17 protein-coding genes and 1 tRNA gene are annotated in these 21,391 nt (G+C 65.3%); all 18 read right to left on the reverse strand.

Features of this window, described 5'->3' with window-relative positions; translation table 11 throughout:
* Positions 1–48: 48 nt before the first annotated feature.
* Positions 49–124 (reverse strand) — tRNA-Ala (locus FHS69_RS05855).
* An 80-nt stretch (positions 125–204) separates the two neighbouring features.
* The gene (locus FHS69_RS05860) at positions 205–1,098 is read right to left on the reverse strand and encodes a hypothetical protein (protein WP_243844533.1); all 894 of its coding nucleotides are present in this window, start codon (positions 1,096–1,098) and stop codon (positions 205–207) included.
* A 160-nt stretch (positions 1,099–1,258) separates the two neighbouring features.
* Positions 1,259–1,999 carry a Bax inhibitor-1/YccA family protein gene (locus tag FHS69_RS05865; RefSeq protein ID WP_067469093.1) on the reverse strand — a complete coding sequence of 247 codons (741 nt, stop codon included), beginning with the start codon at positions 1,997–1,999 and terminating at the stop codon, positions 1,259–1,261.
* A gap of 153 nt (positions 2,000–2,152) precedes the next feature.
* Positions 2,153–2,656 carry a type III secretion system chaperone family protein gene (locus tag FHS69_RS05870; protein WP_166776880.1) on the reverse strand — a complete coding sequence of 168 codons (504 nt, stop codon included), beginning with the start codon at positions 2,654–2,656 and terminating at the stop codon, positions 2,153–2,155.
* 149 nt (positions 2,657–2,805) lie between these two features.
* Entirely contained in the window at positions 2,806–4,398 is a 1,593-nt protein-coding gene (locus tag FHS69_RS05875; protein WP_166776881.1) for an SPOR domain-containing protein, read from the reverse strand.
* Between the two features lie 87 nt (positions 4,399–4,485).
* The gene (gene ftsZ, locus FHS69_RS05880) at positions 4,486–6,255 is read right to left on the reverse strand and encodes a cell division protein FtsZ (RefSeq protein WP_166776882.1); all 1,770 of its coding nucleotides are present in this window, start codon (positions 6,253–6,255) and stop codon (positions 4,486–4,488) included.
* Positions 6,256–6,389: 134 nt separating this feature from the next.
* The gene (ftsA, locus tag FHS69_RS05885; protein ID WP_166776883.1) at positions 6,390–7,676 is read right to left on the reverse strand and encodes a cell division protein FtsA; all 1,287 of its coding nucleotides are present in this window, start codon (positions 7,674–7,676) and stop codon (positions 6,390–6,392) included.
* A complete protein-coding gene (locus FHS69_RS05890) occupies positions 7,676–8,584 on the reverse strand; it encodes a cell division protein FtsQ/DivIB (RefSeq protein WP_166776884.1) in 909 nt (302 codons plus the stop codon). The genes ftsA and FHS69_RS05890 overlap by 1 nt, the downstream gene beginning before the upstream one ends.
* Entirely contained in the window at positions 8,577–9,551 is a 975-nt protein-coding gene (locus FHS69_RS05895; protein WP_166776885.1) for a D-alanine--D-alanine ligase, read from the reverse strand. Before FHS69_RS05895 ends, FHS69_RS05890 begins: the two co-directional genes overlap by 8 nt.
* Before the next feature lie 9 nt (positions 9,552–9,560).
* Positions 9,561–10,457, reverse strand: coding sequence for a UDP-N-acetylmuramate dehydrogenase (murB, locus tag FHS69_RS05900; protein ID WP_166777082.1), 897 nt, complete (start codon positions 10,455–10,457; stop codon positions 9,561–9,563).
* A gap of 5 nt (positions 10,458–10,462) precedes the next feature.
* A complete protein-coding gene (gene murC, locus FHS69_RS05905) occupies positions 10,463–11,887 on the reverse strand; it encodes a UDP-N-acetylmuramate--L-alanine ligase (protein WP_067462969.1) in 1,425 nt (474 codons plus the stop codon).
* The gene (gene murG / locus FHS69_RS05910) at positions 11,884–13,080 is read right to left on the reverse strand and encodes an undecaprenyldiphospho-muramoylpentapeptide beta-N-acetylglucosaminyltransferase (protein ID WP_166776886.1); all 1,197 of its coding nucleotides are present in this window, start codon (positions 13,078–13,080) and stop codon (positions 11,884–11,886) included. Before murG ends, murC begins: the two co-directional genes overlap by 4 nt.
* Positions 13,077–14,333 carry an FtsW/RodA/SpoVE family cell cycle protein gene (locus FHS69_RS05915; RefSeq protein WP_208380239.1) on the reverse strand — a complete coding sequence of 419 codons (1,257 nt, stop codon included), beginning with the start codon at positions 14,331–14,333 and terminating at the stop codon, positions 13,077–13,079. The genes murG and FHS69_RS05915 overlap by 4 nt, the downstream gene beginning before the upstream one ends.
* 8 nt (positions 14,334–14,341) lie before the next feature.
* Positions 14,342–15,637, reverse strand: coding sequence for a UDP-N-acetylmuramoyl-L-alanine--D-glutamate ligase (gene murD / locus FHS69_RS05920; protein WP_166776887.1), 1,296 nt, complete (start codon positions 15,635–15,637; stop codon positions 14,342–14,344).
* Positions 15,634–16,704: a phospho-N-acetylmuramoyl-pentapeptide-transferase gene (mraY, locus tag FHS69_RS05925; RefSeq protein WP_067462949.1), complete on the reverse strand. Its 1,071-nt coding sequence runs from the start codon at positions 16,702–16,704 to the stop codon at positions 15,634–15,636. Before mraY ends, murD begins: the two co-directional genes overlap by 4 nt.
* A gap of 18 nt (positions 16,705–16,722) precedes the next feature.
* Positions 16,723–18,189, reverse strand: coding sequence for a UDP-N-acetylmuramoyl-tripeptide--D-alanyl-D-alanine ligase (locus tag FHS69_RS05930; RefSeq protein WP_166776888.1), 1,467 nt, complete (start codon positions 18,187–18,189; stop codon positions 16,723–16,725).
* The gene (locus FHS69_RS05935; RefSeq protein WP_166776889.1) at positions 18,186–19,658 is read right to left on the reverse strand and encodes a UDP-N-acetylmuramoyl-L-alanyl-D-glutamate--2,6-diaminopimelate ligase; all 1,473 of its coding nucleotides are present in this window, start codon (positions 19,656–19,658) and stop codon (positions 18,186–18,188) included. Before FHS69_RS05935 ends, FHS69_RS05930 begins: the two co-directional genes overlap by 4 nt.
* A complete protein-coding gene (locus tag FHS69_RS05940) occupies positions 19,655–21,358 on the reverse strand; it encodes a peptidoglycan D,D-transpeptidase FtsI family protein (protein ID WP_067463168.1) in 1,704 nt (567 codons plus the stop codon). The genes FHS69_RS05935 and FHS69_RS05940 overlap by 4 nt, the downstream gene beginning before the upstream one ends.
* Positions 21,359–21,391 lie beyond the last annotated feature (33 nt).

Consider the following 21,391-nt stretch of genomic DNA (forward strand, 5'->3'; position numbering starts at 1 on the left):
CGCCGCGATAGGCGGGGCCGGTGTACAGGGCAAATGGTGAAAGCATCCTGGTGGAGCCGAGCGGGATCGAACCGCTGACCTCGTCATTGCGAACGACGCGCTCTCCCAACTGAGCTACGGCCCCGTTCCAGGTTTTCGGCGCATCGCATGGTGGATGCGAGGCGCGCCGTTTAGCGAAAGCCGGCGCGCCTGAAAAGACCCCGCTTAGCTTTGCGGCGTGTCGTCGTTGCCAGCATCATTGGGGATCGGCTGAACCACCGGGACCGACGAGCGCGTTTCATCGACCGGCGCGACCGGGATCTGCGCGCCCGTATCGGGATCGATGACTTTGGTTTCCTGCAGCGGTGTTGCGCTGAGCGAGGCCGGGTCCGAACCCGGCTGGGGCGTCTGGTAGCCGCGCGCGTTCTTCACCGCCACATAGCCCGGTTGCGAAGCGCCATAGCGCTCACCGTAGCGCGCATCCCAGGCTGCCGATTCCCGCTCATACTGCTCATAGGCGACGAAGAAGCGCTCGAACGGCCCTTCGAGCGCGGAGAAATTGGCCAATGCGAAGGCCAGCGGATCGACCTGCTGCGAGGCGAGATATTGCTGCGATACGCCCAGCGCGGTGCGGCAGAAGTCGGCGCGGGCGGGCGGAAGCGCGAAATAGTTGTAGACCATCGTCATCTGGCTTTCGCGTGCCTGGATCGCGGTGCGCCGCGCTCCGTATTCCTTGCGATACTCGGCGTCGATACGATCGTTGACCTGCTTGAGCGGGCGCGCGTAATCCTTGATGTAGCTGCTATAGGCATCGAGGATCGGCTGATACTGCGGATCGAGGCAGTTGAGCGCCGCGACGTTCCAAGCCGAACGGAAGTGCCAGACCTTCTCGTCGTCCGAAATACCCAGATTGACGGTTTCGCGCAGGCCCAGCGAGTTCGTTTCCGGAATGTTCATCACATAGGACGCCTGACCGGGCGGCAGCGGGCGCACCGGGACGGCTTCGACAGCGGGCGGCGGAGGAGGCGGCGGCGGCGGCGGGGTGGCGCAGGCGCCCAGTGCGGCGAGACCGACAGCGGCGGTTGTGAAGCGAATAGTGATGTTTGAACCGCGGCTCATGGCGGGTGACCCTCCTCGATAATCCTGCCCATCCTGCCGCGCCCTGTGTTGACGGAGGATGAAGAAGCGCTGCCTAGCGCCAGCCGCAGGCAAAGAAAATGCCCGGGGCGAAAGTTACGCCCCGGGCACGTTCAAGCGAATCCTGTATGCGACGAGTGGATTACTCGCGGCTGCCCATGAAGCGCAGCAGGAACAGGAACATATTGATGAAGTCGAGATACAGGCTCAGCGCGCCCATGATCACGGCCTTGCCCGCGAATTCGGTACCGCGCAGGTACTGATATTCGCGCTTGAGGCGCTGCGTGTCATAGGCGGTCAGGCCGGCGAAGATCAGCACGCCCAGGAAGCTGACGGCCAGCGTCAGCGTGCTCGACTGCAGGAAGATGTTGATCACGCTGGCGATGATCAGGCCGATCACGCCCATGACCAGGAAAGTCCCCATGCCCTGCAGGTTCTTCTTGGTGGTGTAGCCGAACAGGCTCAGGCCCGCGAAGGCGCCTGCCGTTGCGAAGAAGGTCGCAGCGATGCTCTCGCCCGTATAGACGAGGAAAATCGTCGACAGCGACAGACCCATGACCGTGGCGAAGGCCCAGAACATGATCTGCAGCGTACCGCGGCTGAACTTGTTGACGCCGAAGCTCATGGCGAAGACGAAAGCGAGCGGCGACAACGCCACCAGCCACATCAGCGGACCGCTGGCGAATGCGAGCGCCAGTCCGCTACGCGCGGTAAGCATGGCAACAAGGCCGGTGAGCAGAACGCCCGAGGCCATGTAATTGTAAATCTTGAGCATGTGAGCCCGCAGGCCCGCATCGAAAGTTTCCTGCCTGGCAACGGCGTCGCCAGCGCGCGGCACCGAGCCGAAGCCCTGCCTCTGGTCGGTGTCGTTCCAATTGGCCATCTTAAGCAACTCCTATTGGCGGCACGGAAATACACGCCGCTCCTGTCGGGAATATCGGCATTTCACCGGGCAATTTCAAGCGAAACCGGCACGCGATCGGTGAACGTCGATTAACCTTCTATCGACGCCTGTCACACGAAGCGCGAAGCGGGTTCAGGCCTCACCCGCCGCATCGACCATCGCCGCCTCGAGCGCTTCGCTCGGCGTGCGCCCGCCCCACAGGACGAATTGGAACGCGGGATAGAACCGATCGCATTCCTCAACCGCGATCTCGACCAGTGCCTGCGCCTGGTCGAGGCTGAGCATCCCGTCATCGCCCAGCATGGTACCGTTGCGGTAAAGCAGCACGCCGCCATTCGACCAGATGTCGAAATGGCCAAGCCAGAGTTGCTCGTTGACGAGACTGACCAGTTCATGCGCGTGCGGCAGCTTGTCCTTCGAAATGCGGATTTCGGGCAGGCACAGGATCTGCAGAACCATGTCCTCGGGCCGCCAGATGCCGCGCAACTGATAGGTGGTCCAGCTACCCTGGACCTCGCCCGTCATTTCGCTCGCTGTCGCCTCGCAGGGCCATCCGCGGGCTTCGAACAGCGCCATGAGCATGTCGAGGGGGGCCGCGTCATGCTCCGCCTCGTAGCGTTCCTGCGTAGATCTCATCGAAGCTGTCCCGAACCCGTCATGCATTCGAGATGCCGAATTGCGGTCGGTCTTGGCAATGCGCTGGCCGCGCGGCACTGGGGAGAACCCGTATGGCTTGTGCAAAGCTTGTGAACAAACTTCCGTGGGCGATTAACCCTGCCTCGGGTTCACAGCTTTTCGATAGCCTCGCCCTCAGCGCTGGTGAATGTGAAGGAATCAACACCCAAAGCCTTGAGCTGGTTCATCATTTCACGCGCCTTGGTCGCGCTATCGTAGGGGCCCGACAGCAGGCGGTTGGCTTCCACCCAGGGGGTAACAAAGGGCCCCTTCCCGTCGAGCAAGCCCTCGGCCTTGCGCGCGATCCGCCGCCAGTCGAATTTCAGCGCATCGCGATCCTTGCCGGTGGCCACCTGTACCCAATGCCGTGCGGGGTGCGCAGGCGGCGGTGGAGGCTTGGGTTCGGCTTTTTCGCGCGGGATGGCGATACGCGTGATGTCCACCGCGCCGCTCGCAGAGGCCGGCGGCGGAGCGGGAGCGAGTGTGAACCCGTCGAACGCATCGGCAACCGAACGCGGCGAGTCTTCTTGCGCCGCCGGCGCTGGCGATAAGGAGGCAGTCGTCCGCGTTGGAGGGGCCGGCTCGCCGCTGGCGGCAGGTTCCGCTTCGGCGGCAGTGCTCGCCTGCGAGGGATCGACCCGCGCGATGACGATCGGCTCGCGCAGCGGCGGAGCTTGGGCTGCAACATCGAGCGTGGTGGCGATTGTCGGAACCGGGGCCGGGTTCGAACTTACAGGTGTCGGGGTCGGGGCCTCGGCGCTGCTTTCCGCCCTTTCCGAAGCCATGAGGGTTTCGGGGGCGGTCGACGGCGCTGGGACCGACGCGGGGCTACCCGTCAAATCGGGTCGGCGCCGCGCCTGGCTCGCTCGCGGATCCACTTCGGGTGCGGCGGGCGCAATCCGGACCGCCGATGGCGTCGGCGCGGGGGCCGACCGCCGCGCGGTCCGCTCGTAACCGGCGATGCGGGCATCGTCCGTGCCGATACTGGCGGTGCGCGGGAAGATCCCCAGATTGCCCGCCGCTGCCTGCTGCGCCTGAGTCAGCCGCGGCATGTAATCGAAATAGGCCGCCATTCGCGCGCCCAGCCCCGCCGGGAGCATGGTATTGGCGATCTGCTTCGCCTCGGCCGGATTGCCCAGGATCGCCAGACCGAAAGCTCGCGTGCGGAAGGCCGCGACGTCGCCCTTCTCGAGCAAGGGCAACAGCGTTGCCTCGAACTTCTCGCGATCCCCTGCGATGGCCTGGCTGAGAGCGAGACGCCGGACCGTTTCCTCCCCGGCGCCATTGGCCAACGCCAGCCGGTAGAGTTCCTGCGCACTGGCAGCGTCCCCGACGAGATCGAAGGCCAGCCCGCGATCTTCGGCCATGCGGGCCTCGGACACGCCTGCCTTTTCGGCTTCCGCAAAGAGCCGCAGCGCCTCGACCGGGCGCCGCGAACGCAGATAGGCGCGGGCGAGACCCAGCTTGGTCCGCGAATTGCCCTGGGACAGCTCGTTGGCCCGACCGAAGAAACCGATCGCGGCATCGATATCGTTGAGTTCGAGTGCAGCCTCTCCCGCATCGAGCACGGCATCGACATCGGTGGTATCGCGCGCCAGGCGCGACAGCGCGTCACTCAGCCGTCTTTCACCTTCCGCAGGCAGTGGCTGAACGATTTCGCGCTGTGCGGCCGCGGGTTGCGCAAGCGTGGCCGACGCCGCCATCGCGACAACAGCCGCTGCATATCGACCCTTCGCAATCATTCCTGCTCCCTTTGCAGCGCGGGCGTTAACCCGCGCTGAAACGGCTGCTTACTGATTGTTCTGACGACCCAGGAAACGCGGGATGTTGAGACCGCCGCCATTGTCGCCATCGTCATCCTCATCGTCCGCGTCACCATCGCTACTGCTGGTGCCGCGCGAAAGATTGGCCATGCGCTCGAACAAGGTGTTGCCCGGCAACGAGCCTCCCGCGGAGCCCCCCTTGCCGCCCTGTTCGCCGCCGCCTTCACCGGGCTGCAACGGCTTGCGCGCGGGCTTGCTGGCCAAGGGGCTCTCCGCCCCCTGCTCGTCACCAAGCTCGAACTCGTCCTGAGATGCGGACGGTTCGCGCATGTCGCCCGAAAGGTCGAGCGGCTCGCGCTGCGACGGGGCGGACTGCTGCGCCCAGCCGTCACCATCCGAACCCGCGAAATTGCCGCCTTGCCCGGCATCATCGTCACCGGCATCAAAGCGTTCGGTGTGCTCGTTGCGCAGACCGGCCAGCGGGTCGACGATGCCGTCGACATCGTCGTAGCTTTCGTCTTCGTCTTCGCCATAGGAACCCGAAGATGCCGGCGACAGGCCAAAGGAAGAACCGGTGACGTCGTCCTCGGCTTCGTCGGTCAGGTCGAGGGCATCGCCCTGCGCCTGCATCGGAGCGGGCTGCGCCGCAGACTCGGGTGCCGGCGTAGGCTGCGGCCCGGCCTCGGGCTCCGGCTCGGCGGACAGGCCCTCGCTCAGTTCGAACGGCTCGTCCTCGGCCACGCTTTCGCTGGGCAGGTCGAGTACCGGACGCCGCGGGGCGCTGCTTTCGCGGGTCGTAAAGGCGCGCGCTGGCGCTGCGGCAACCGAGCCATCGGGCTCGATCCCCGTCGCCACCACCGAAACCCGGATCTTGCCATCGAGGTCGGGATTGAAGGCCGAACCCCAGATGATGTTGGCATCTTCGTCGACCAGTTCGCGAATGTGATTGGCGGCTTCGTCGACCTCGAGCAGCTTCATGTCCTCGCCGCCGATGATCGAGATGATCACGCCCTTGGCGCCGGTCATGCTGACACCGTCGAGCAGCGGGTTGGCGATCGCGCGTTCGGCGGCTTCGAGCGCGCGGTTGTCGCCCTCGCCTTCGCCCGTGCCCATCATCGCCTTGCCCATCTCGCTCATCACCGAGCGCACGTCGGCAAAGTCGAGATTGATGAGGCCCGGCATGACCATCAGGTCGGTGATCGAGCGCACGCCCTGCTGCAGCACTTCATCGGCAAGCTGGAAGGCTTCCTTGAAGGTGGTTTCCGCCTTCGCGACCAGGAACAGGTTCTGGTTGGGAATGACGATCAGCGTGTCGACATGCTTCTGCAGCTCGTCGATGCCCGCTTCGGCCGCGCGCATGCGGCGCGTGCCTTCGAAAAGGAAAGGCTTGGTCACGACACCCACGGTGAGCACGCCGCGTTTGCGCGCCGCTTCGGCGATGACCGGGGCCGCGCCCGTGCCGGTGCCGCCACCCATGCCGGCTGCAATGAACACCATGTTCACACCGTCGAGCGCGTCTTCGATGTCCTGTACGGTTTCCTCGGCAGCGGCCTTGCCCACTTCGGGGCGCGCGCCTGCGCCGAGACCGCCGGTGATGTCCGGACCGAGCTGGATCCGCTTCTCGGACGGGGACGTGCTGAGCGCCTGTGCATCGGTGTTGGCGACGATGAAATCGACGCCTTCGATCTTGGCTTCCATCATGTTGGCAATGGCGTTGCCACCGGCGCCGCCGACGCCGACAACCATGATCTTGGGACGAAGATCGTCGTCCGATGCCGGTCCGATATTGATACTCATCTAGAGTCCCCTGGGTATTCGAAAGTTACTTGCGGGCTTTATGTCACAACTCTGGCACAAAGCGAATCGCAGGTCGAAGCCTCGCCTGCCTTATCCACAAGGCCTAAAGGCGGGATTGCGCCGCACATCAAGCCTCAGAAATACTCACGCACCGCTTGAAACACACGGTTGATCAGACCCATGCCGCGATAGCGCCTTGTCGGCTGGTAGCGCGGCCCGACCGAGCGGATATCGACCGGGTCTTCGGAAGCGTAGAGGCACAGCCCGGCAAGGGTCGCAAAGCCCGGGGTCGCATGCGCTTCGGGCAGGCCTTGCAGCACCGGCGGCTTTCCGATCCGCACCGGGCGCCCCAGCGCGCCTTGCATGAACTCGGCAATGCCATGAAGCTCCGCACCACCACCGGTCAGCACCACTTGCCCGCCCTGCGCGCCGGTAAAACCCATCGCCTTGAGCGCCTTGCCGATTTCCACCGTCGCCACGCCCAATCGGTCGGTTACGATCGCCACCAATTCTGCGCGCGCAATGCGGTTTTGCTCATCGGCGCCCCGCGCCAGCGGCCCGCCGGGTTCCTCGCCAGGTCCGTTGACGGCGATCATCTCGCGGTGATCGGTCGGCGTGGCGATCGCCGATCCCGACACGCATTTGAGCCGCTCGGCCTGACTGCGCCGGATGCCCAGCGAGGAAGCGATCGCATCGGTGATGTCGTTGGAACCGATCGGGATCGACTTGAGCCCCAGAAGCATGCCCGCAGCATGGACCGAAACATTGGTGACCTGCGCGCCGATCTCGACCAGCGCCACACCGAGGTCGCGCTCTTCGCCGGAGAGGCAGGCATGCGCCGCGGCGAGCGGGCTTGCGACCACCCCTTCGACATCGAGATGCGCGGTCTGCACCGCCTCGATCAGATTGCGGACCGGGGCGCCCTCGGCCAGCGTCACATGGACATCGACCCCCAGGGCCTCGGCATGCAGGCCCTTGGGATTGGCCACGCCATGCGCGCCATCGAGCGTGTAATGCGCGGGCTGCGCATGCAGCACCATCCGCCCGTCGGGATGCAGGTGGTCGCGCGCCGCGTAGAGCAGGTGCTCGATATCGTCTTCCTCGATCCGCCGTCCGCCAATAGCGATCTCGACGCTCGAAATCTTGCTCGACAGACCCGCCCCTGCACAGCCGATCCAGACGCTCTGGACCGAAGTGTTCGCATTGGCCTCGGCTTTCTCGACCGCCGTGCGGATCGCGTGGCTCGCGGCGCGCATGTCGGTGACATAGCCGCGCTTGATCCCCTCGCTGGCGCGGTGGCTCGATCCCAGGATGATCATCTCGCCGCCCTCGGCCTGCCCCATGATCATCGCCGACACACGGAACGAACCGATGTTCACTGCCCCGAAGACGCGGGTGATCCGCGGTTGCTGCGTCGCCATCAGTTCGCCCTGCCGTTCAACGCCATCTGCTTGGGACAGGGCCCCTCGGCGCAACGCAGATAGGCGCGATCGGGCACGCGCATGTCTATCGCCACCGGCTTGCCGCCGATCAGCCGATGCATCCCGTCGAGCTGCGCGAACTTGACCAATGCGGGCGCACCGAGATCGCCTTCGGGAAGCGCCAGCAATTGGCCGGTCTTGAAGGTCAGGTTCCAGCGACGGTTGCCGACCCATTCGGCGGAAGCGATCTGCGGCTTGAGCGCGGGTGCCGCATCGAGCAGGCGACCGAGTTCCTGCACCTGCCGCGCCGCACCCGGGCCTTCGATCAGCAATTTGCCTTCGGCCTGTTTGGGACTGATCGGTTCGAGTTCGTTCCCAAATGGATCGATAAGCATCAGCCGGTCGGGCTTGCGCAGCACCGCATGCGGCACGCGTTCGACGATGTCGATCTTGAGCGTGTCGGGCAGCTGGCGCGAGACGCGCGCATCGGCGACCCACGGCAGGTCGAGCAACCGCTCGCGTATGGCTGGCAGGTCGACCAGCGGCATCGGGCGGTCCTGCTCCCCCAGCACGCGTTCGTAGACCAGCTGTTCGTTCATCCGTTCGACGCCCGAAACGCGCACGCGGCTGACCTCGAAACCCGAACGCGAGGCGGATTTGGCCAGTTCGGTGCGCGCGATTTCGGGCATGCCCGCGAAGCTGGCGATCGTCCAGGCGATTGCCGCGCCTGCGGCAATGATCGCGACAAGGAAGAACCGGTGCCACTGCTCTTCGGTGAAGGGCAGCGCGGCCATCGCCCGATCGAGCAACCCGCTGGTATGCCGTTTGGCGGCACGCGCCTTCTGGCTGCGGTTATGCGCGGCGGCGGAGCGGCGGACACCGGTTGGTTTGCGCTTGACCTTAGCCATCGCCCGTTCCCGGTTTCGGCGCGTGGTCGCGCAATGCCGCGGCCACCACCAGTTCGCACAATTCTCCATAGTCGAGACCGGCGTAGCGCGCCTGTTCGGGCACGAGGCTGAGCGGCGTCATGCCTGGCTGCGTGTTGGTTTCGAGCACGAACAGGCCGTCCTCGCCCTGCTCTTCATCCCACCGGAAATCGGTGCGGCTGGTTCCGCGGCAGCCGAGCACACGATGTGCCTTGAGCGCATATTCGCGGCACAGATCGGCGATGGTTTCAGGGACCTGTGCCGGGCAGACGTGGTCGGTCATCCCATCGGTATACTTCGCATCGAAATCATAGAATCCGCTCTTGGGTTTGAGCTCGGTCACGGCGAGCGCACGCGGACCATCTGCGAAATCGACGACTGCCGTGGTCATCTCGCGGCCCTTGATGAAGGGTTCCGCCAGCAATTCGCCGAAATCCTGCCACGGTCCGCTGGCGTCGCGCGCGATCGGGTTGCCGTAATTGCCATCCTCGGTGACGATCGCCACGCCGACCGAACTGCCCTCGTTGACCGGTTTCAGAACATAAGGACGCGGCAGCGGATCACGCTCGAACAATTCGGCGCTCTTGACGATCCGCCCGCCCGGCATCGGGATCCCCTGCGGCACCAGCGCCTGCTTGGTCAATTGCTTGTCGATCGCGATCACCGAAGTCGCGAGGCCCGAATGCGTATAGGGAACGCCCATCAGGTCGAGCATCCCCTGCACCGTGCCGTCTTCGCCCGGGACACCGTGGAGCGCGTTGAAGACGACATCGGGCGCCGCTTCGGCGATGCGCGCGGCAACCTGCCGGTCCATGTCGATCCGCGTCACGCGATGGCCGCGCGCCTCGAGCGCCTTGGCGACGCCTTCGCCCGACATCAGGCTGACCGGCCGTTCATTGGCCCAGCCGCCCATCAACACGGCGATATGGAGTTTGGGAAGGTCGCTCATTTCTGGTCCTCAGATTCGCCCCACGCGCTGGATTTCCCATTCGAGTTCGACCCCCGAATGGTCGCGCACGCGGCGCCTCACTTCTTCCCCCAGTTGCTCGATCTCGGTGCTGGTCGCATTGTCGACGTTGAGCAGGAAATTGGTGTGCTTCTCGCTCACCTGAGCCCCGCCGATCGTCAATCCGCGACATCCCGCAGCGTCCACCAATTCCCACGCTTTTTTACCGGGCGGATTCTTGAAGGTGGAGCCGCCGGTCTTGGTCCTCAGCGGTTGCGAATTCTCGCGCGCTTCGCCGATTGCATTCATCCGCGCGCCGATTTCTGCCGGATCGCCAGCCTCGCCCTGGAAACGGGCGCGCACAACCACCGCGCCACCGGGCAGGTCGGAATGGCGATAGCTGTAATGCAATTCGGCGGCCGGCAGCGTCACCAGACTACCGTTCGCGTGCACCACGTCGCAATCGATCAGCACATCACTGACTTCGCGGCCATAGGCACCGCCGTTCATGCGTACGAAGCCCCCGACGGTGCCGGGAATGCCGCGCATGAATTCGACCCCGGCGATCCCTGCATCTCGCGCAGTCGAGGCGACGAGGATGCCATGCGCGCCGCCCCCGCAGGACAGCACGTGATCATCTTCTACCGTAATCCCGGCAAAGGGCTTGCCCAGCTTGATGACGACGCCCGGCACACCGCCATCGCGCACGATCATGTTCGAGCCGAGCCCGAGAGCCATCACCGGCAATCGGCCATCGAGCCGATCTAGGAAGAGCTCGAGATCGGCGAGATCCGCGGGCTCGAACAGCCAGTCGGCTACTCCGCCAGACTTGAACCATACCAGCTTGGCCAGCGGCGCATCGGCGGTCAGCTTGCCGCGCAGGCCAGCAGTGTCGACAGGCGCGGTCATCGTGCTCACGCGGTGCTGGCGCGGGCGATGCCATCGGCAAGTCCCGCTGCCCACTGGGTGATATCGCCGGCACCGAGACAGACGACAAGATCGCCTGCACGCAGGTCGTCGGCCAGTTTGGAGGCAAGATCCTGCTCGTCCTCGACCGTTTGCGCCGCGCGATGCCCGCGGGCCTTGAGGCCGCCGACAAGCGCATCGGCATCGACGCCCTCGATCGGGTCCTCGCCCGCGGCGTAGACGGGGGTGACGTAGACTTCGTCGGCCTCGTTGAAGCAGCTCTGGAACTCGTCCATCAGGTCGCGCAGCCGTGTGTAGCGGTGCGGCTGGACGACTGCGATCACGCGCCCGTCACCCGCGCTTTCGCGCGCCGCGCCGAGCACGGCACGGATTTCGACCGGGTGGTGGCCGTAATCGTCGATGATCGTGGCCACGCCGTCGCCGCTGGGGACTTCGCCGACCTTGGTGAAGCGCCGCCGCACCCCGCCAAATGCGGAAAAGCCGTTGCAGATCACTTCGTCGGGACATCCCATCTCGATCGAGACGGCGATCGCGGCCAGTGCGTTCTGCACATTGTGGCGGCCCGGCATCGGCAGACGCACGCCCTCGATCCGGCGATCTTCCTGGCCACGACGGCGCACGATCACGTCGAAGACATTGCCGCCCGCATCGGGCTGGATGTTTACCCCGCAAATGTCAGCCTGCAGGTTGAAACCATAAGTCACCACGTTGCGATCGCGCACCTTGCCGATCACCGCCTGCACCTCGGGATGGTCGATGCACAGGATCGCGGCACCGTAGAACGGTACGTTGTGAATGAATTCGACGAAGGCGTCCTTGACGCCGTCGAAATCGCCATAGTGGTCGAGGTGTTCGGGATCGATATTGGTCACCACCGCGATCGTCCCGTCGAGCCGCAGGAAGCTGCCGTCGCTTTCGTCGGCTTCGACTACCATCCACTCGGAATCGCCCAGGCGCGCGTTCGAGCCATATTGCTCGATGATTCCACCATTGATCACGGTTGGGTCGATCTTGCCGGCATCGAGCAGCGCAGCGATCATGCTGGTGGTGGTCGTTTTCCCGTGCGTCCCGGCAACCGCGACCGTCGACTTGAGCCGCATCAGCTCCGCCAGCATCTCCGCGCGGCGCACCACGGGAATACGGTTCTCGAGCGCATAGGCGACTTCGGGATTGGTCCGTTTGACCGCGGTGGAAGTCACGACGACCGCCGCATTCTCGACATTCTCGGGGGCATGCCCGATGGCGATCCGGATGCCGCGCGAACGCAGCCGTTCGACCGTTGCGCTTTCCTTGGCGTCGGATCCCTGCACTTCGTAGCCGAGATTATCCATCACCTCGGCGATACCCGACATGCCAATGCCGCCGATGCCGACGAAATGCACGGTGCCGATATTGGTAGGGACGCCTCTCATTCGCTCATCTCCCGCGTCGCGCCCTGCCCCGCGGGAATGCCCTGCGAGGCGCCGCGCGCGTTGTTGCCGCCAACCCGGATGACATCCATCATCTCCGCCCCGCCGAAGCTTTCGACGAGATCGGCAAGATCCTCCACCGCGCGCGGCCGGCCGCAATTCCACGCGGCGTGCGCGGCCTTGGCCAAGCCCTGCGGGTTGTCCGCCAGCGCCTTGATCTGCTTCGCCAGTTCCTTGCCGGTGAAGCGTTCCTGGCGGATCATGCGCGCCCCGCCCGCCTTGGACAGTTCGCGTGCATTCGCTGCCTGGTGATCGTCGGTCGCGATGGGAAGCGGGATCAGGATTGCCGGGCGGCCAACGGCGGTCAGCTCGGCGATGGTCGATGCGCCCGCACGGCCGATGAACAGATGCGCATCGGCGAGCCGCGCGGCCATGTCCTCGAAATAGGTGGCCAACTCGGCCGGAATACCGTGATTGCGATACCGTTCGCGCACGGCGTCGAGATCTTCGGGGCGGCATTGCTGCGTCACCTGCAATCGCTGGCGCAGCGCGGGCGGCAGCATCGACAGGCCGTCGGGCACCACTTCGGACAGGACGCGCGCGCCCTGGCTGCCGCCGGTGATCAGCACGCGCAGCAGGCCTTCCTCGCCCAGCGTCGGGAAGGGCTCGTCGCGCAGGCTGAGTACCCCCGCCCGCACGGGGTTGCCGACGAGATGCACCTTGTCCGCATGTTTGGGCGCAAGCCGCTCGACTTCGGGATAGGCGATGGCGATCGCATCGACCCGGCCGGAGAACAGCCGGTTGACGCGTCCGAGCACTGCGTTCTGCTCATGCACCACGGTGGGCACACCCGCGCTCGTTGCAGCGAGGATGGCGGGCAAGGAAGGATAGCCGCCGAAGCCGACCACCGCGCTGGGTTCGAAGCTGTCGAACAGGCGCAAGGCCATACGGCGTCCTTCGAGCACCGCGCGCAGCCCCTTGATCCAACTGAGCGGGTTCTTGCCGAACCGTCCGGCGGGAAGAACATGCGCGGGCAGGAAGTCGGGTTTGCCGGGAATCTGTGCACCGCGTGCATCGGTGATCAGCGCGACGTGGTGCCCGCGGCGTTCGAGCTCGGTCGCCAGCGCGAAAGCAGGCAGCAGGTGGCCGCCGGTGCCGCCGGCGGCGAGGACGAAATGGCGGCTGGCGCCGGTCATGGATGGATCTCCCGACGTGCGGGACCGGTGTGGTCTTTCATCGGGGCCATCTGCCCGAAGCCGAGCCTGTCGCCAAGTCCCATGGTCCGGCTTTTCAGGAAGGGATTGCGCCGTGTGATCGCCAGCAGCAGGCCGATATTGAGACAGATCGCGATTGTCGACGAGCCGCCATAGCTGACCAGCGGCAGCGTCATCCCCTTGGAGGGGAAGAGCTGCAGATTGACGAGAATGTTGATGAAGGCCTGCCCCCCGAGCATCGCGATCAAACCGGCGCCTGCGAGCAGCGCGAACAGATCGTCTTCGTCGAGCAGGCGCATCAGCACCCGTCCAACGATGGCGAGGTAGAGCAAGACGATGATCGCGCAGGCGATCAGCCCGAATTCCTCGCCGATGACGCTGAAGATGTAATCGGTATGCGCTTCGGGCAGGCTCATCTTGCGGATGCCGAGACCGTATCCGGCACCGGTCCACCCGCCTGCGGTAAGCGTGCGCGCACCGAGATCGACTTGGTCGTAGGCCGTCCCGCCGCCGATGAAGCTGTCGATACGGTGCCGGGCGTTGTCGTAGAGGAAATAGGTCGCGGTCAGCCCCGCGATGGTGGCACCGATCACCGCGCCCATTCGTTTCATGTCGATCCCCGAAAGGACCATGGCCACGAACCATACGCCAGCGAACAGGATGGTACCGCCGAAATCGGGCTGCATCATCATCAGCGCGGCGATCAGCGCGACATAGGCGGTGGCGACGCCGGCGACGGGCATGTTCGGATCGCGCATCCGCCACGACAGGATCCATGCGGTCGCGATGGCAAAGCCCGGCTTGAGGAATTCGGAAGGCTGGAACTGCATGCCCAGATTGATCCAGCGCCGCGCGCCGTTGATTTCCGCTCCTAGCACGGGGACGAGGAACAACAGGACGGTCATGCCCGCCGCAAGCAACAGGCCGAAGCGCCGCGCATTGTCCCGCGCCAGCATCGAGACGCCGAACAGCGTGCCCAGCGCGAGCACCTGCCAGGCCAAGTGGCGGTAGAAGAAATAGAGCGGGTCGAGCGTTATGCTGGCAGTCGACAGGCGGTTCGCGGTTGCCGGGCTCGCCGCAGCGACCGCAATCGTGCCCAGGCTCATCAGCAGGAGCACGAGCAGCAGCAGCACACGATCGATCTCGCGCCACCAGATCTTGAGCTCCGACCAGCGTGACAGCTTGCCCTTGGGCATGTGCGCAGGCTGTCGTTTGCCGGGGACATAGGGCTGCATGGTCACGTTCACTTCAGCCCCTCCACCAGCGCGCGAAAATGATCGCCGCGCTTTTCGAAATCGGCATATTGGTCGAAGCTGGCGCAGGCGGGGGACAGTAGGACGGTGTCGCCCGTCTGCGCCTTGGTAGCGGCGGCGCTTACCGCACGGTCGAGTGTCTCGCACCGCTCGACCGGCACGCGGCCTTCCAGCAACGCGGCGAAGTCCGGCCCGGCCTTGCCGATGGTGTAAACGGCTTTCACGTGGGACAACTCGGCCTCGCACTCGCCCAGCCCCGGTTCCTTGGCGAGCCCGCCGAGGATCCAGTGGATGTTGTCGAATGCCGCCAGCGCCGGGGCGGAGGCGGCGGTGTTGGTGCCTTTGCTGTCGTTGACGTAAGCGACACCGGCAACTTCCGCGACCCGCTCCATGCGGTGGGGGAGGCCTCGATAACTCTCGAGCCCTGCTCGGATCTGTGCGCCGGACAGCCCCAGAATGTCGCAAGCCTCGATGGCGGCAGCGGCGTTCTCAAGGTTGTGCGGGCCCTGGAGCGAGGGCCAGTTTGCCTGCTCGTTCGGATCGACACCCCTGTTTGCCAGCACGTCCTCGAGAATGCTGGCCATCGTGCCCTCGGCGAATGTGCCTAGCGATCGTGCATCGGTGAAGCGCGCGATCGAGTTCTGGCCGCGCTTCTGCATTGCCAGCAGGCGCGACTTGCTCGCCGCATATTTGGCGAAATCGCCGTCATACCGATCCATATGGTCCGGCGTGATGTTCAGCAGCACCGCCACATCGCAAGCGAGCGAATAGGTGAGATCGATCTGGTAGCTCGACAGTTCGAGCACATAGACGCCCCCTTCAGGCAGCGGGGCCTGTTCGAGAATCGGCAGGCCGATATTGCCGCCCATTGTCGTCGGGACGCCGGCCTGCTTCAGTATGTGGTGCGTGAGTGCGGTGGTGGTCGACTTGCCGTTGGTGCCGGTGATGCCGACGACCTTGTGTGGCGGCAGGTCCGCCCTCGCCTGCGCGAACAGTTCGACATCGCCGATCACGGGAACGCCGAAGCTATCGGCATGCGGTTTGATCGGATGCGTGTTGAGCGGGACGCCGGGGCTGACCACCACGCCCGCATATCCGGTGAGGTCTGCCTCCAGCGGGTTGCCGATGGCACTGCGCCCCGCGAAGGGTTCGCGCGCCTCCGCACGGTCGTCCCACACCAGCACGTCGGCTCCAGCGGTCAGCAGCGCCTCGACCGTCGCCCGGCCGGACCGCGCCAGTCCGAGAACGGCGTATTTTCTGTCCTTCCAGGCGGGTGAGGTGATCATCGCAGCTTGAGCGTCGCAAGCCCCATGAGTGCGAGCACGATTGCGACGATCCAGAAGCGGATCACGACCTTGCTCTCTGACCAGCCGAGCTGTTCGAAATGGTGGTGGATCGGCGCCATGCGGAACACGCGCTTGCCCGTCCGCTTGAACCAGAACACCTGGATGATGACGCTGAGCGCCTCGAACACGAACAGCCCGCCGACAATCGCCAGCACGACCTCATGGTTGGTCGCCACCGCGATCGCGCCCAGCGCGCCGCCAAGCGCGAGACTTCCGGTATCGCCCATGAAAACGGCCGCCGGGGGCGCGTTGAACCACAGGAAGGCGAGCCCTGCACCCATGATCGCCGCGCAGAAGATCGCCAGTTCGCCTGCCCCCTCGACATAGGGAATGCCGAGATAGTCGGAATAATCGACGCGCCCGACGAGATAGGCGATCAGCGCGAACGTCCCCGCGGCGATGATCACCGGCATCGTCGCCAGCCCGTCGAGGCCGTCGGTCAGATTGACCGCATTGCCCGCCCCAACGATCACGAAGGCGGCGAAGGCGTAATAGAATACGCCCAGTTCGATCCCGATGTCGTTGAAGAAGGGAACGTAGAGGAAAGTGTTGACCTCGTTCACCACGATGAAGCTCGCGACGCCCGCAATTGCGAATTCGAGCAGCAGGCGGACCTTGCCCGAAACGCCCTTGTGGCTGGCCTTGGAAACCTTGTCGTAATCGTCGAGGAAGCCGATCAGCCCGAAACCGAGCGTAACCGCGAGACAGGCCCAGATGAAAGGGTTGCTCAGGTCCATCCAGATCAGGACCGAGAGGCTCAGGCTGATCAGGATCATCAGCCCGCCCATGGTCGGCGTACCCCGCTTGGCAAGGTGGGTCTGCGGGCCATCCTCGCGGATCGGCTGCCCCTTGCCCTGCCGTACGCGCAGCATGGCGATGAAGCGCGGCCCGATGACGAGCCCGATGATCAGCGCGGTCATGAGCGTCGCTCCGGCCCGGAACGTCTGATAGCGCACGAGGTTGAAGATGCCTTCGAAATTCAACCATTCGGCGAGAAGATACAGCAAATCGGCCTCTCGTCGCGCCTAGCCGGCGCGGGTGAAATGATCCACGAGCCGGCCAAGACCGACCGAGTTGGAGCCCTTGACCAGCACGGCATCGCCCGCGACGACACCGAAGTCTTCGAGCAGCTCGATCGCCTCGTCGGCAGTCTGGCAATGCGCCCAGGCGATAGGCTTGCCAAGGACGGAGCTCTGCGGTTTCCCCAGTTCCCGCGCCAAGGCGCCCATCTCTTCGCCCACCAGCACGGCATAATCGACATCGGCGGCGATGATCGGTTCGGACAGTGCGGCATGGAACTGCGTTCCGAAATCGCCCAACTCCTTCATCGCGCCGAGCACCGCTATCCGGCGCCCCGAGGGGGTCTGCCCGAGCTGCGCCAGCGTGGCGCGCATGCTGGCGGGATTGGCGTTGTAGCTTTCATCGATGAGCAGCGCCTTGCCGCCCGGTACGTCGATCCCGTGCCGCGCGCCGCGTCCCTTGAGCCCGCCCATTTCGGCCAGCGCCAGCCCGGCAGCCGCCATGTCGCCGCCCGCGGCTCGCACGCTGGCCATGACCGCAAGCGAGTTGATCACCCAGTGATCGCCGGGTTCGGCGACGGTGTAGCACAGCCGCCCTTCGGGAAATTCGCAAGTCACGAGGCTGCCGCCGTTGGCGCTGGGAATGGCATCGAGCAAGCGGACGTCGGCAAAGCGTGCGCGACCGAAGCTGACCACCTTGGCGCCGACGCGTTCCGCGGCGAGCTTGAGGCGTTCATAATGCTCGCTATCCGCCGGGACGACCGCGGTCCCGCCCGGCTCGAGCCCGGCGAATATCTCCGCCTTGGCATCGGCGATCGCTTCCATGCTGCCGAGGTTCTCGATATGCGCGGGGGCGATCGTGGTGATGACGGCAACGTGCGGGCGGACCTGCGTGGTCAGTCCCGCAATCTCGCCCGCGTGGTTCATGCCCATCTCGAAGATACCGAAACGGCTGCGCGCAGGCATCCGGGCAAGGCTGAGCGGGACGCCCACATGGTTGTTGTAGCTGCGGGTCGAACGATGCGCGGCGCCGCGGCTGGCGCGTTCCAGACTGGCGAAGATCGCTTCCTTGACGCCGGTCTTGCCAACCGAACCGGTCACTCCGATGATCGTGGCTTCGACACGGCTGCGCGCAGCACGCGCCAGCGCTTCGAGCGCGCGGGTGGTGTCGTCGACCAGGATATGGGGCCAGTCCACCGGGCGATCGACGATCGCCCCTGCCGCGCCATTGGCGAAGGCCTTGTCGAGGAAACGGTGGCCGTCCATCGCTTCGCCCTTGAGCGCGATGAACAGGTCGCCATTGACCACGTCGCGGCTGTCCATCTCGACACCGGCGACCTGGAAATCATGGCTGGCCGTTCCGCCGACCGCTTCCGCGATGCTGCGCGCGTCCCATAGCGTGAGCGGCAGCCGATCGCGCGGATCGGCAGGCCATTCGACATAGGCCGGGTGACGCAGGATGGCGGCGCTCATGCGTCACCTCTGGCAATTTCGCCGACGCATTCGCGCGCGACTTCAACATCGTCGAAGGGCAGCACTCGCATGTTTTCTCCCGATCCGATGATCTGACCCGTTTCGTGACCCTTGCCGGCGATGAGGACGATGTCCTGCGCCCCGGCCTCGGCGATGGCTGCGTGAATGGCTTCGCGACGCCCGCCTATTTCGCGCGCCTGCGGCGCACCCTCAAGCACTTGCCGGCGGATATCCGCAGGATCCTCGCCGCGCGGATTGTCATCGGTGACGATCACCAGATCGCTCGCCTTGGCGGCGGCAGCCCCCATCGGGGCGCGCTTGCCGTGATCCCGGTCTCCGCCGGCACCGAAAACGGTTATCAATCGGCCGGAAACGTGCGGGCGCAGCGCAGCGATGGCCGCCTCGAGCGCATCGGGCGTGTGTGCGTAATCGACATAGATCGGCGCATCCGAAGGAGCGATCGCCGCGCGTTCGAGCCGCCCGCGAACCGGCTGCAGGCGCGCGACCGCGTCCCAGACCTGACTGGCATCGATGCCCGTGGTCAGCGCCAGTCCCGCTGCGGTCAGCGCGTTGGATACCTGGTACGCACCGATCAGCGGCAAATTGAAGGTACGGCTCGTTCCGTCATGCTCTATCGTCAGCGACTGGCCCAGTTGGGTCGGCTCGCGTCCGGTGAGGCGGATGGTCTCACCCGCTTCACCGACGGTCATGACCTTCAGGCCCCGTTGTTGCGCATGGTCGACCACGCGCGCATTCCATTCGCTGGCTTCCGCCCCCATCCATACGACCGCGGTCGCATCGGGGGAAATGACCTCGTCGAACAGCCGCATTTTGGCCGCGAAATAGTCTTCCATGTCGGTATGATAGTCGAGATGGTCGCGGCTGAAATTGGTGAAGCCAGCCGCCATGACGGGCACACCTTCATTGCGGAACTGCGCCAGCCCGTGGCTCGACGCTTCGTAGGCGACATGCGTGACCCCTTCGCGCGCCAGCCCGCTGAGGTTCGCAAGGAAGGTGACGATGTCGGGGGTGGTCAGCCCGGTCGAAACGCTTTCGTCGGGCGTGGTGACACCCAAAGTGCCGATGCTGGCTGCACGGTGCCCCGCCATGCGCCAGATCTGGCGTGTCATCTCGACAGTCGAAGTCTTGCCGTTGGTACCCGTGACCGCGACGATATGGTCGGGCACGGGCGTAAAGAAGCGGGCGGCCAGCTTTGCGAATGCGCGCCGCGGCATCGCGTCGGCGATGTGGATGGCCCCGTCGACCCTGGCTTCGGGCCGCGCGACGACGGCAACCGCCCCGGCCTCGATCGCCGCGGGGATGAAATTCTCGCCATTGACCTGCAGGCCCTGAAAAGCCCCGAAGACAGTTCCGGGAGCGACCTTGCGATTGTCGATCGCAAAACCTGTCACCAGGGCGTCCCCGGCGCAGGCAAGGCCCGCCTCGTCGCACAGCTTGGCCAGCTTCACTTGTTCGCCTCCGGGATCAGCGGCTTGAGATCGGTAATGTCGACGTCGCGCGTGTCGTCGGGACGCACGCCGATCAGCGGGCCGATGCGCGGGACCAGTCGCCCGACGATCGGCGCCGCATTCCAGGCGGCGGTGCGCTGATACGAGCTTGCGAGCGTCCCACGCGGTTCATCGAGCATGGCAATCACGACATAGCGGGGCCGATCCATCGGGAAGGCGGCCGCAAAGGTCGAGACCAGCGCGGTCTTGCGATAGCCGGCGCTCCCGCCCGGCTTTTCGGCCGAACCGGTCTTGCCGCCGACACGGTAGCCGGGTGCATCGGCATTCTTTCCGGTGCCGTAGACCGCGATCGCCCGAAGCAACTGGCGCATGCGGCTCGACGTCGAGGCCTTGAACACGCGGCGTCCCTTCGGCGCTTCACCCGGCCCGAGCTTTTTCAGCGTGGCCGGACGCCAGATCCCGCCGTTGACCATCGCTGCATAGGCGCTGGCGAGATGCAGCGGGGTCACGGCGATGCCATGGCCGTAACCGACCGTCATCGAGCGCAGGCGCGGCCATTTCTCGCCCGGCCAGATCGGGAAGCCCTTGGCGGGCAATTCGATATAGGGCCGCTCGTTCATGCCGAGGTCGATCATCGTGCGGCGCATGCGTTCGGGGCCGAGTTCGTCGGCAACACGCGCGGTCACGGTATTGGACGAGTGGATCAGCGCTTCGACCACATTGAGGTCCGCGCCCATCGAGTGGCTGTCCTTGATGCTGAAGCGCCCGACCTTGACCGGGCTCGCGTCCCATCGGCGACCGAGATTGCGCACCACCCCCGCGTCGATCGCGGCAGCGACCGACAGCGGCTTGAAGGTCGAGCCAAGTTCGTAGACCTGGTTGGTCACCCGATTGAACATCAGTTTCTGACCGCGCGCATCGATCTTGTTGGGATCGAATTCGGGCAGCGAGGCAAGCGCAAGCACTTCGCCCGTGTCGACGTCGAGCACGATCCCCGCACCGCCCTGCGCCTGCACCAGCTTCATCCCGCGACGCAGTTCGTCCTCGAGTGCGCCCTGCACGCGGGAATCGATCGATAGCGAGACCGGCGTGCCGCGCGTGTTCGGGTCGGAGAGATGCTTGTCGAGCACCTGCTCCATGCCCACCCGGCCCTTGCCATCGGCGGCAACGTAACCGAGCACATGCGCGGCCATCGATCCCTGCGGATAATGCCGGTCATTTTCCATCGGCATTTCCAGCGCCAGCTCGCCGATCTCCTGCACGCGATTGGCTTCCTCGGGAAGCACGCGGCGACGGATGTAGCCCTGTTTTCCGGCGGCGAATTGTGCGGCAACCCGCTTCTCGTCGAGATCGGGGAAAATTGCCTTGAGCCGCGCGGCAACCTCTTCGGGTTCACTCACCAGCGGCGTGCCGTCTTCACCCAGCGCGGTGGGATTGAACCACAGCGCATAGGCGGGGAAGGCCCGGGCCAGCGGAACGCCGTTGCGATCGGCAATCTCGCCCCGCGGCGGCAGCAGCGCCTCCTCGAGCGAGGTGCCGCGAGCGCCATGGTCGGATGCGCCGAGATAGGCGATCCGCACCAGCGCGAGCAGCGCCACAAAGGCGAAGCCCAGGGCGATCCACAGCACACGCCAGCGCGCGAGGGTGAGCGATTCCTGACGAATGTTGACCAGTTGCACGCGCCCGGACGCAAGCGCCATGCTCACCGCACCATGCCCACTCCTGCCCGCTGC

The sequence above is a fragment of the Qipengyuania flava genome, from assembly GCF_011762005.1.
GTDB lineage: Bacteria > Pseudomonadota > Alphaproteobacteria > Sphingomonadales > Sphingomonadaceae > Qipengyuania > Qipengyuania flava.

What these genes read in the sequence shown, in the direction of transcription:
- FHS69_RS05860 (WP_243844533.1), bottom strand. Translation starts at nt 1,098, where the DNA reads ATGAGCCGCGGTTCAAACATCACTATTCGCTTCACAACCGCCGCTGTC.
- FHS69_RS05865 (WP_067469093.1), bottom strand. Translation starts at nt 1,999, where the DNA reads ATGGCCAATTGGAACGACACCGACCAGAGGCAGGGCTTCGGCTCGGTG.
- FHS69_RS05890 (WP_166776884.1), bottom strand. Translation starts at nt 8,584, where the DNA reads ATGGCTAAGGTCAAGCGCAAACCAACCGGTGTCCGCCGCTCCGCCGCC.
- murG (WP_166776886.1), bottom strand. Translation starts at nt 13,080, where the DNA reads ATGACCGGCGCCAGCCGCCATTTCGTCCTCGCCGCCGGCGGCACCGGC.
- murC (WP_067462969.1), bottom strand. Translation starts at nt 11,887, where the DNA reads ATGAGAGGCGTCCCTACCAATATCGGCACCGTGCATTTCGTCGGCATC.
- FHS69_RS05915 (WP_208380239.1), bottom strand. Translation starts at nt 14,333, where the DNA reads ATGCAGCCCTATGTCCCCGGCAAACGACAGCCTGCGCACATGCCCAAG.
- FHS69_RS05875 (WP_166776881.1), bottom strand. Translation starts at nt 4,398, where the DNA reads ATGGCGGCGTCGGCCACGCTTGCGCAACCCGCGGCCGCACAGCGCGAA.
- murB (WP_166777082.1), bottom strand. Translation starts at nt 10,457, where the DNA reads ATGACCGCGCCTGTCGACACTGCTGGCCTGCGCGGCAAGCTGACCGCC.
- FHS69_RS05895 (WP_166776885.1), bottom strand. Translation starts at nt 9,551, where the DNA reads ATGAGCGACCTTCCCAAACTCCATATCGCCGTGTTGATGGGCGGCTGG.
- murD (WP_166776887.1), bottom strand. Translation starts at nt 15,637, where the DNA reads ATGATCACCTCACCCGCCTGGAAGGACAGAAAATACGCCGTTCTCGGA.
- ftsA (WP_166776883.1), bottom strand. Translation starts at nt 7,676, where the DNA reads ATGGCGACGCAGCAACCGCGGATCACCCGCGTCTTCGGGGCAGTGAAC.
- FHS69_RS05940 (WP_067463168.1), bottom strand. Translation starts at nt 21,358, where the DNA reads ATGGCGCTTGCGTCCGGGCGCGTGCAACTGGTCAACATTCGTCAGGAA.
- FHS69_RS05870 (WP_166776880.1), bottom strand. Translation starts at nt 2,656, where the DNA reads ATGAGATCTACGCAGGAACGCTACGAGGCGGAGCATGACGCGGCCCCC.
- FHS69_RS05930 (WP_166776888.1), bottom strand. Translation starts at nt 18,189, where the DNA reads ATGAGCGCCGCCATCCTGCGTCACCCGGCCTATGTCGAATGGCCTGCC.
- ftsZ (WP_166776882.1), bottom strand. Translation starts at nt 6,255, where the DNA reads ATGAGTATCAATATCGGACCGGCATCGGACGACGATCTTCGTCCCAAG.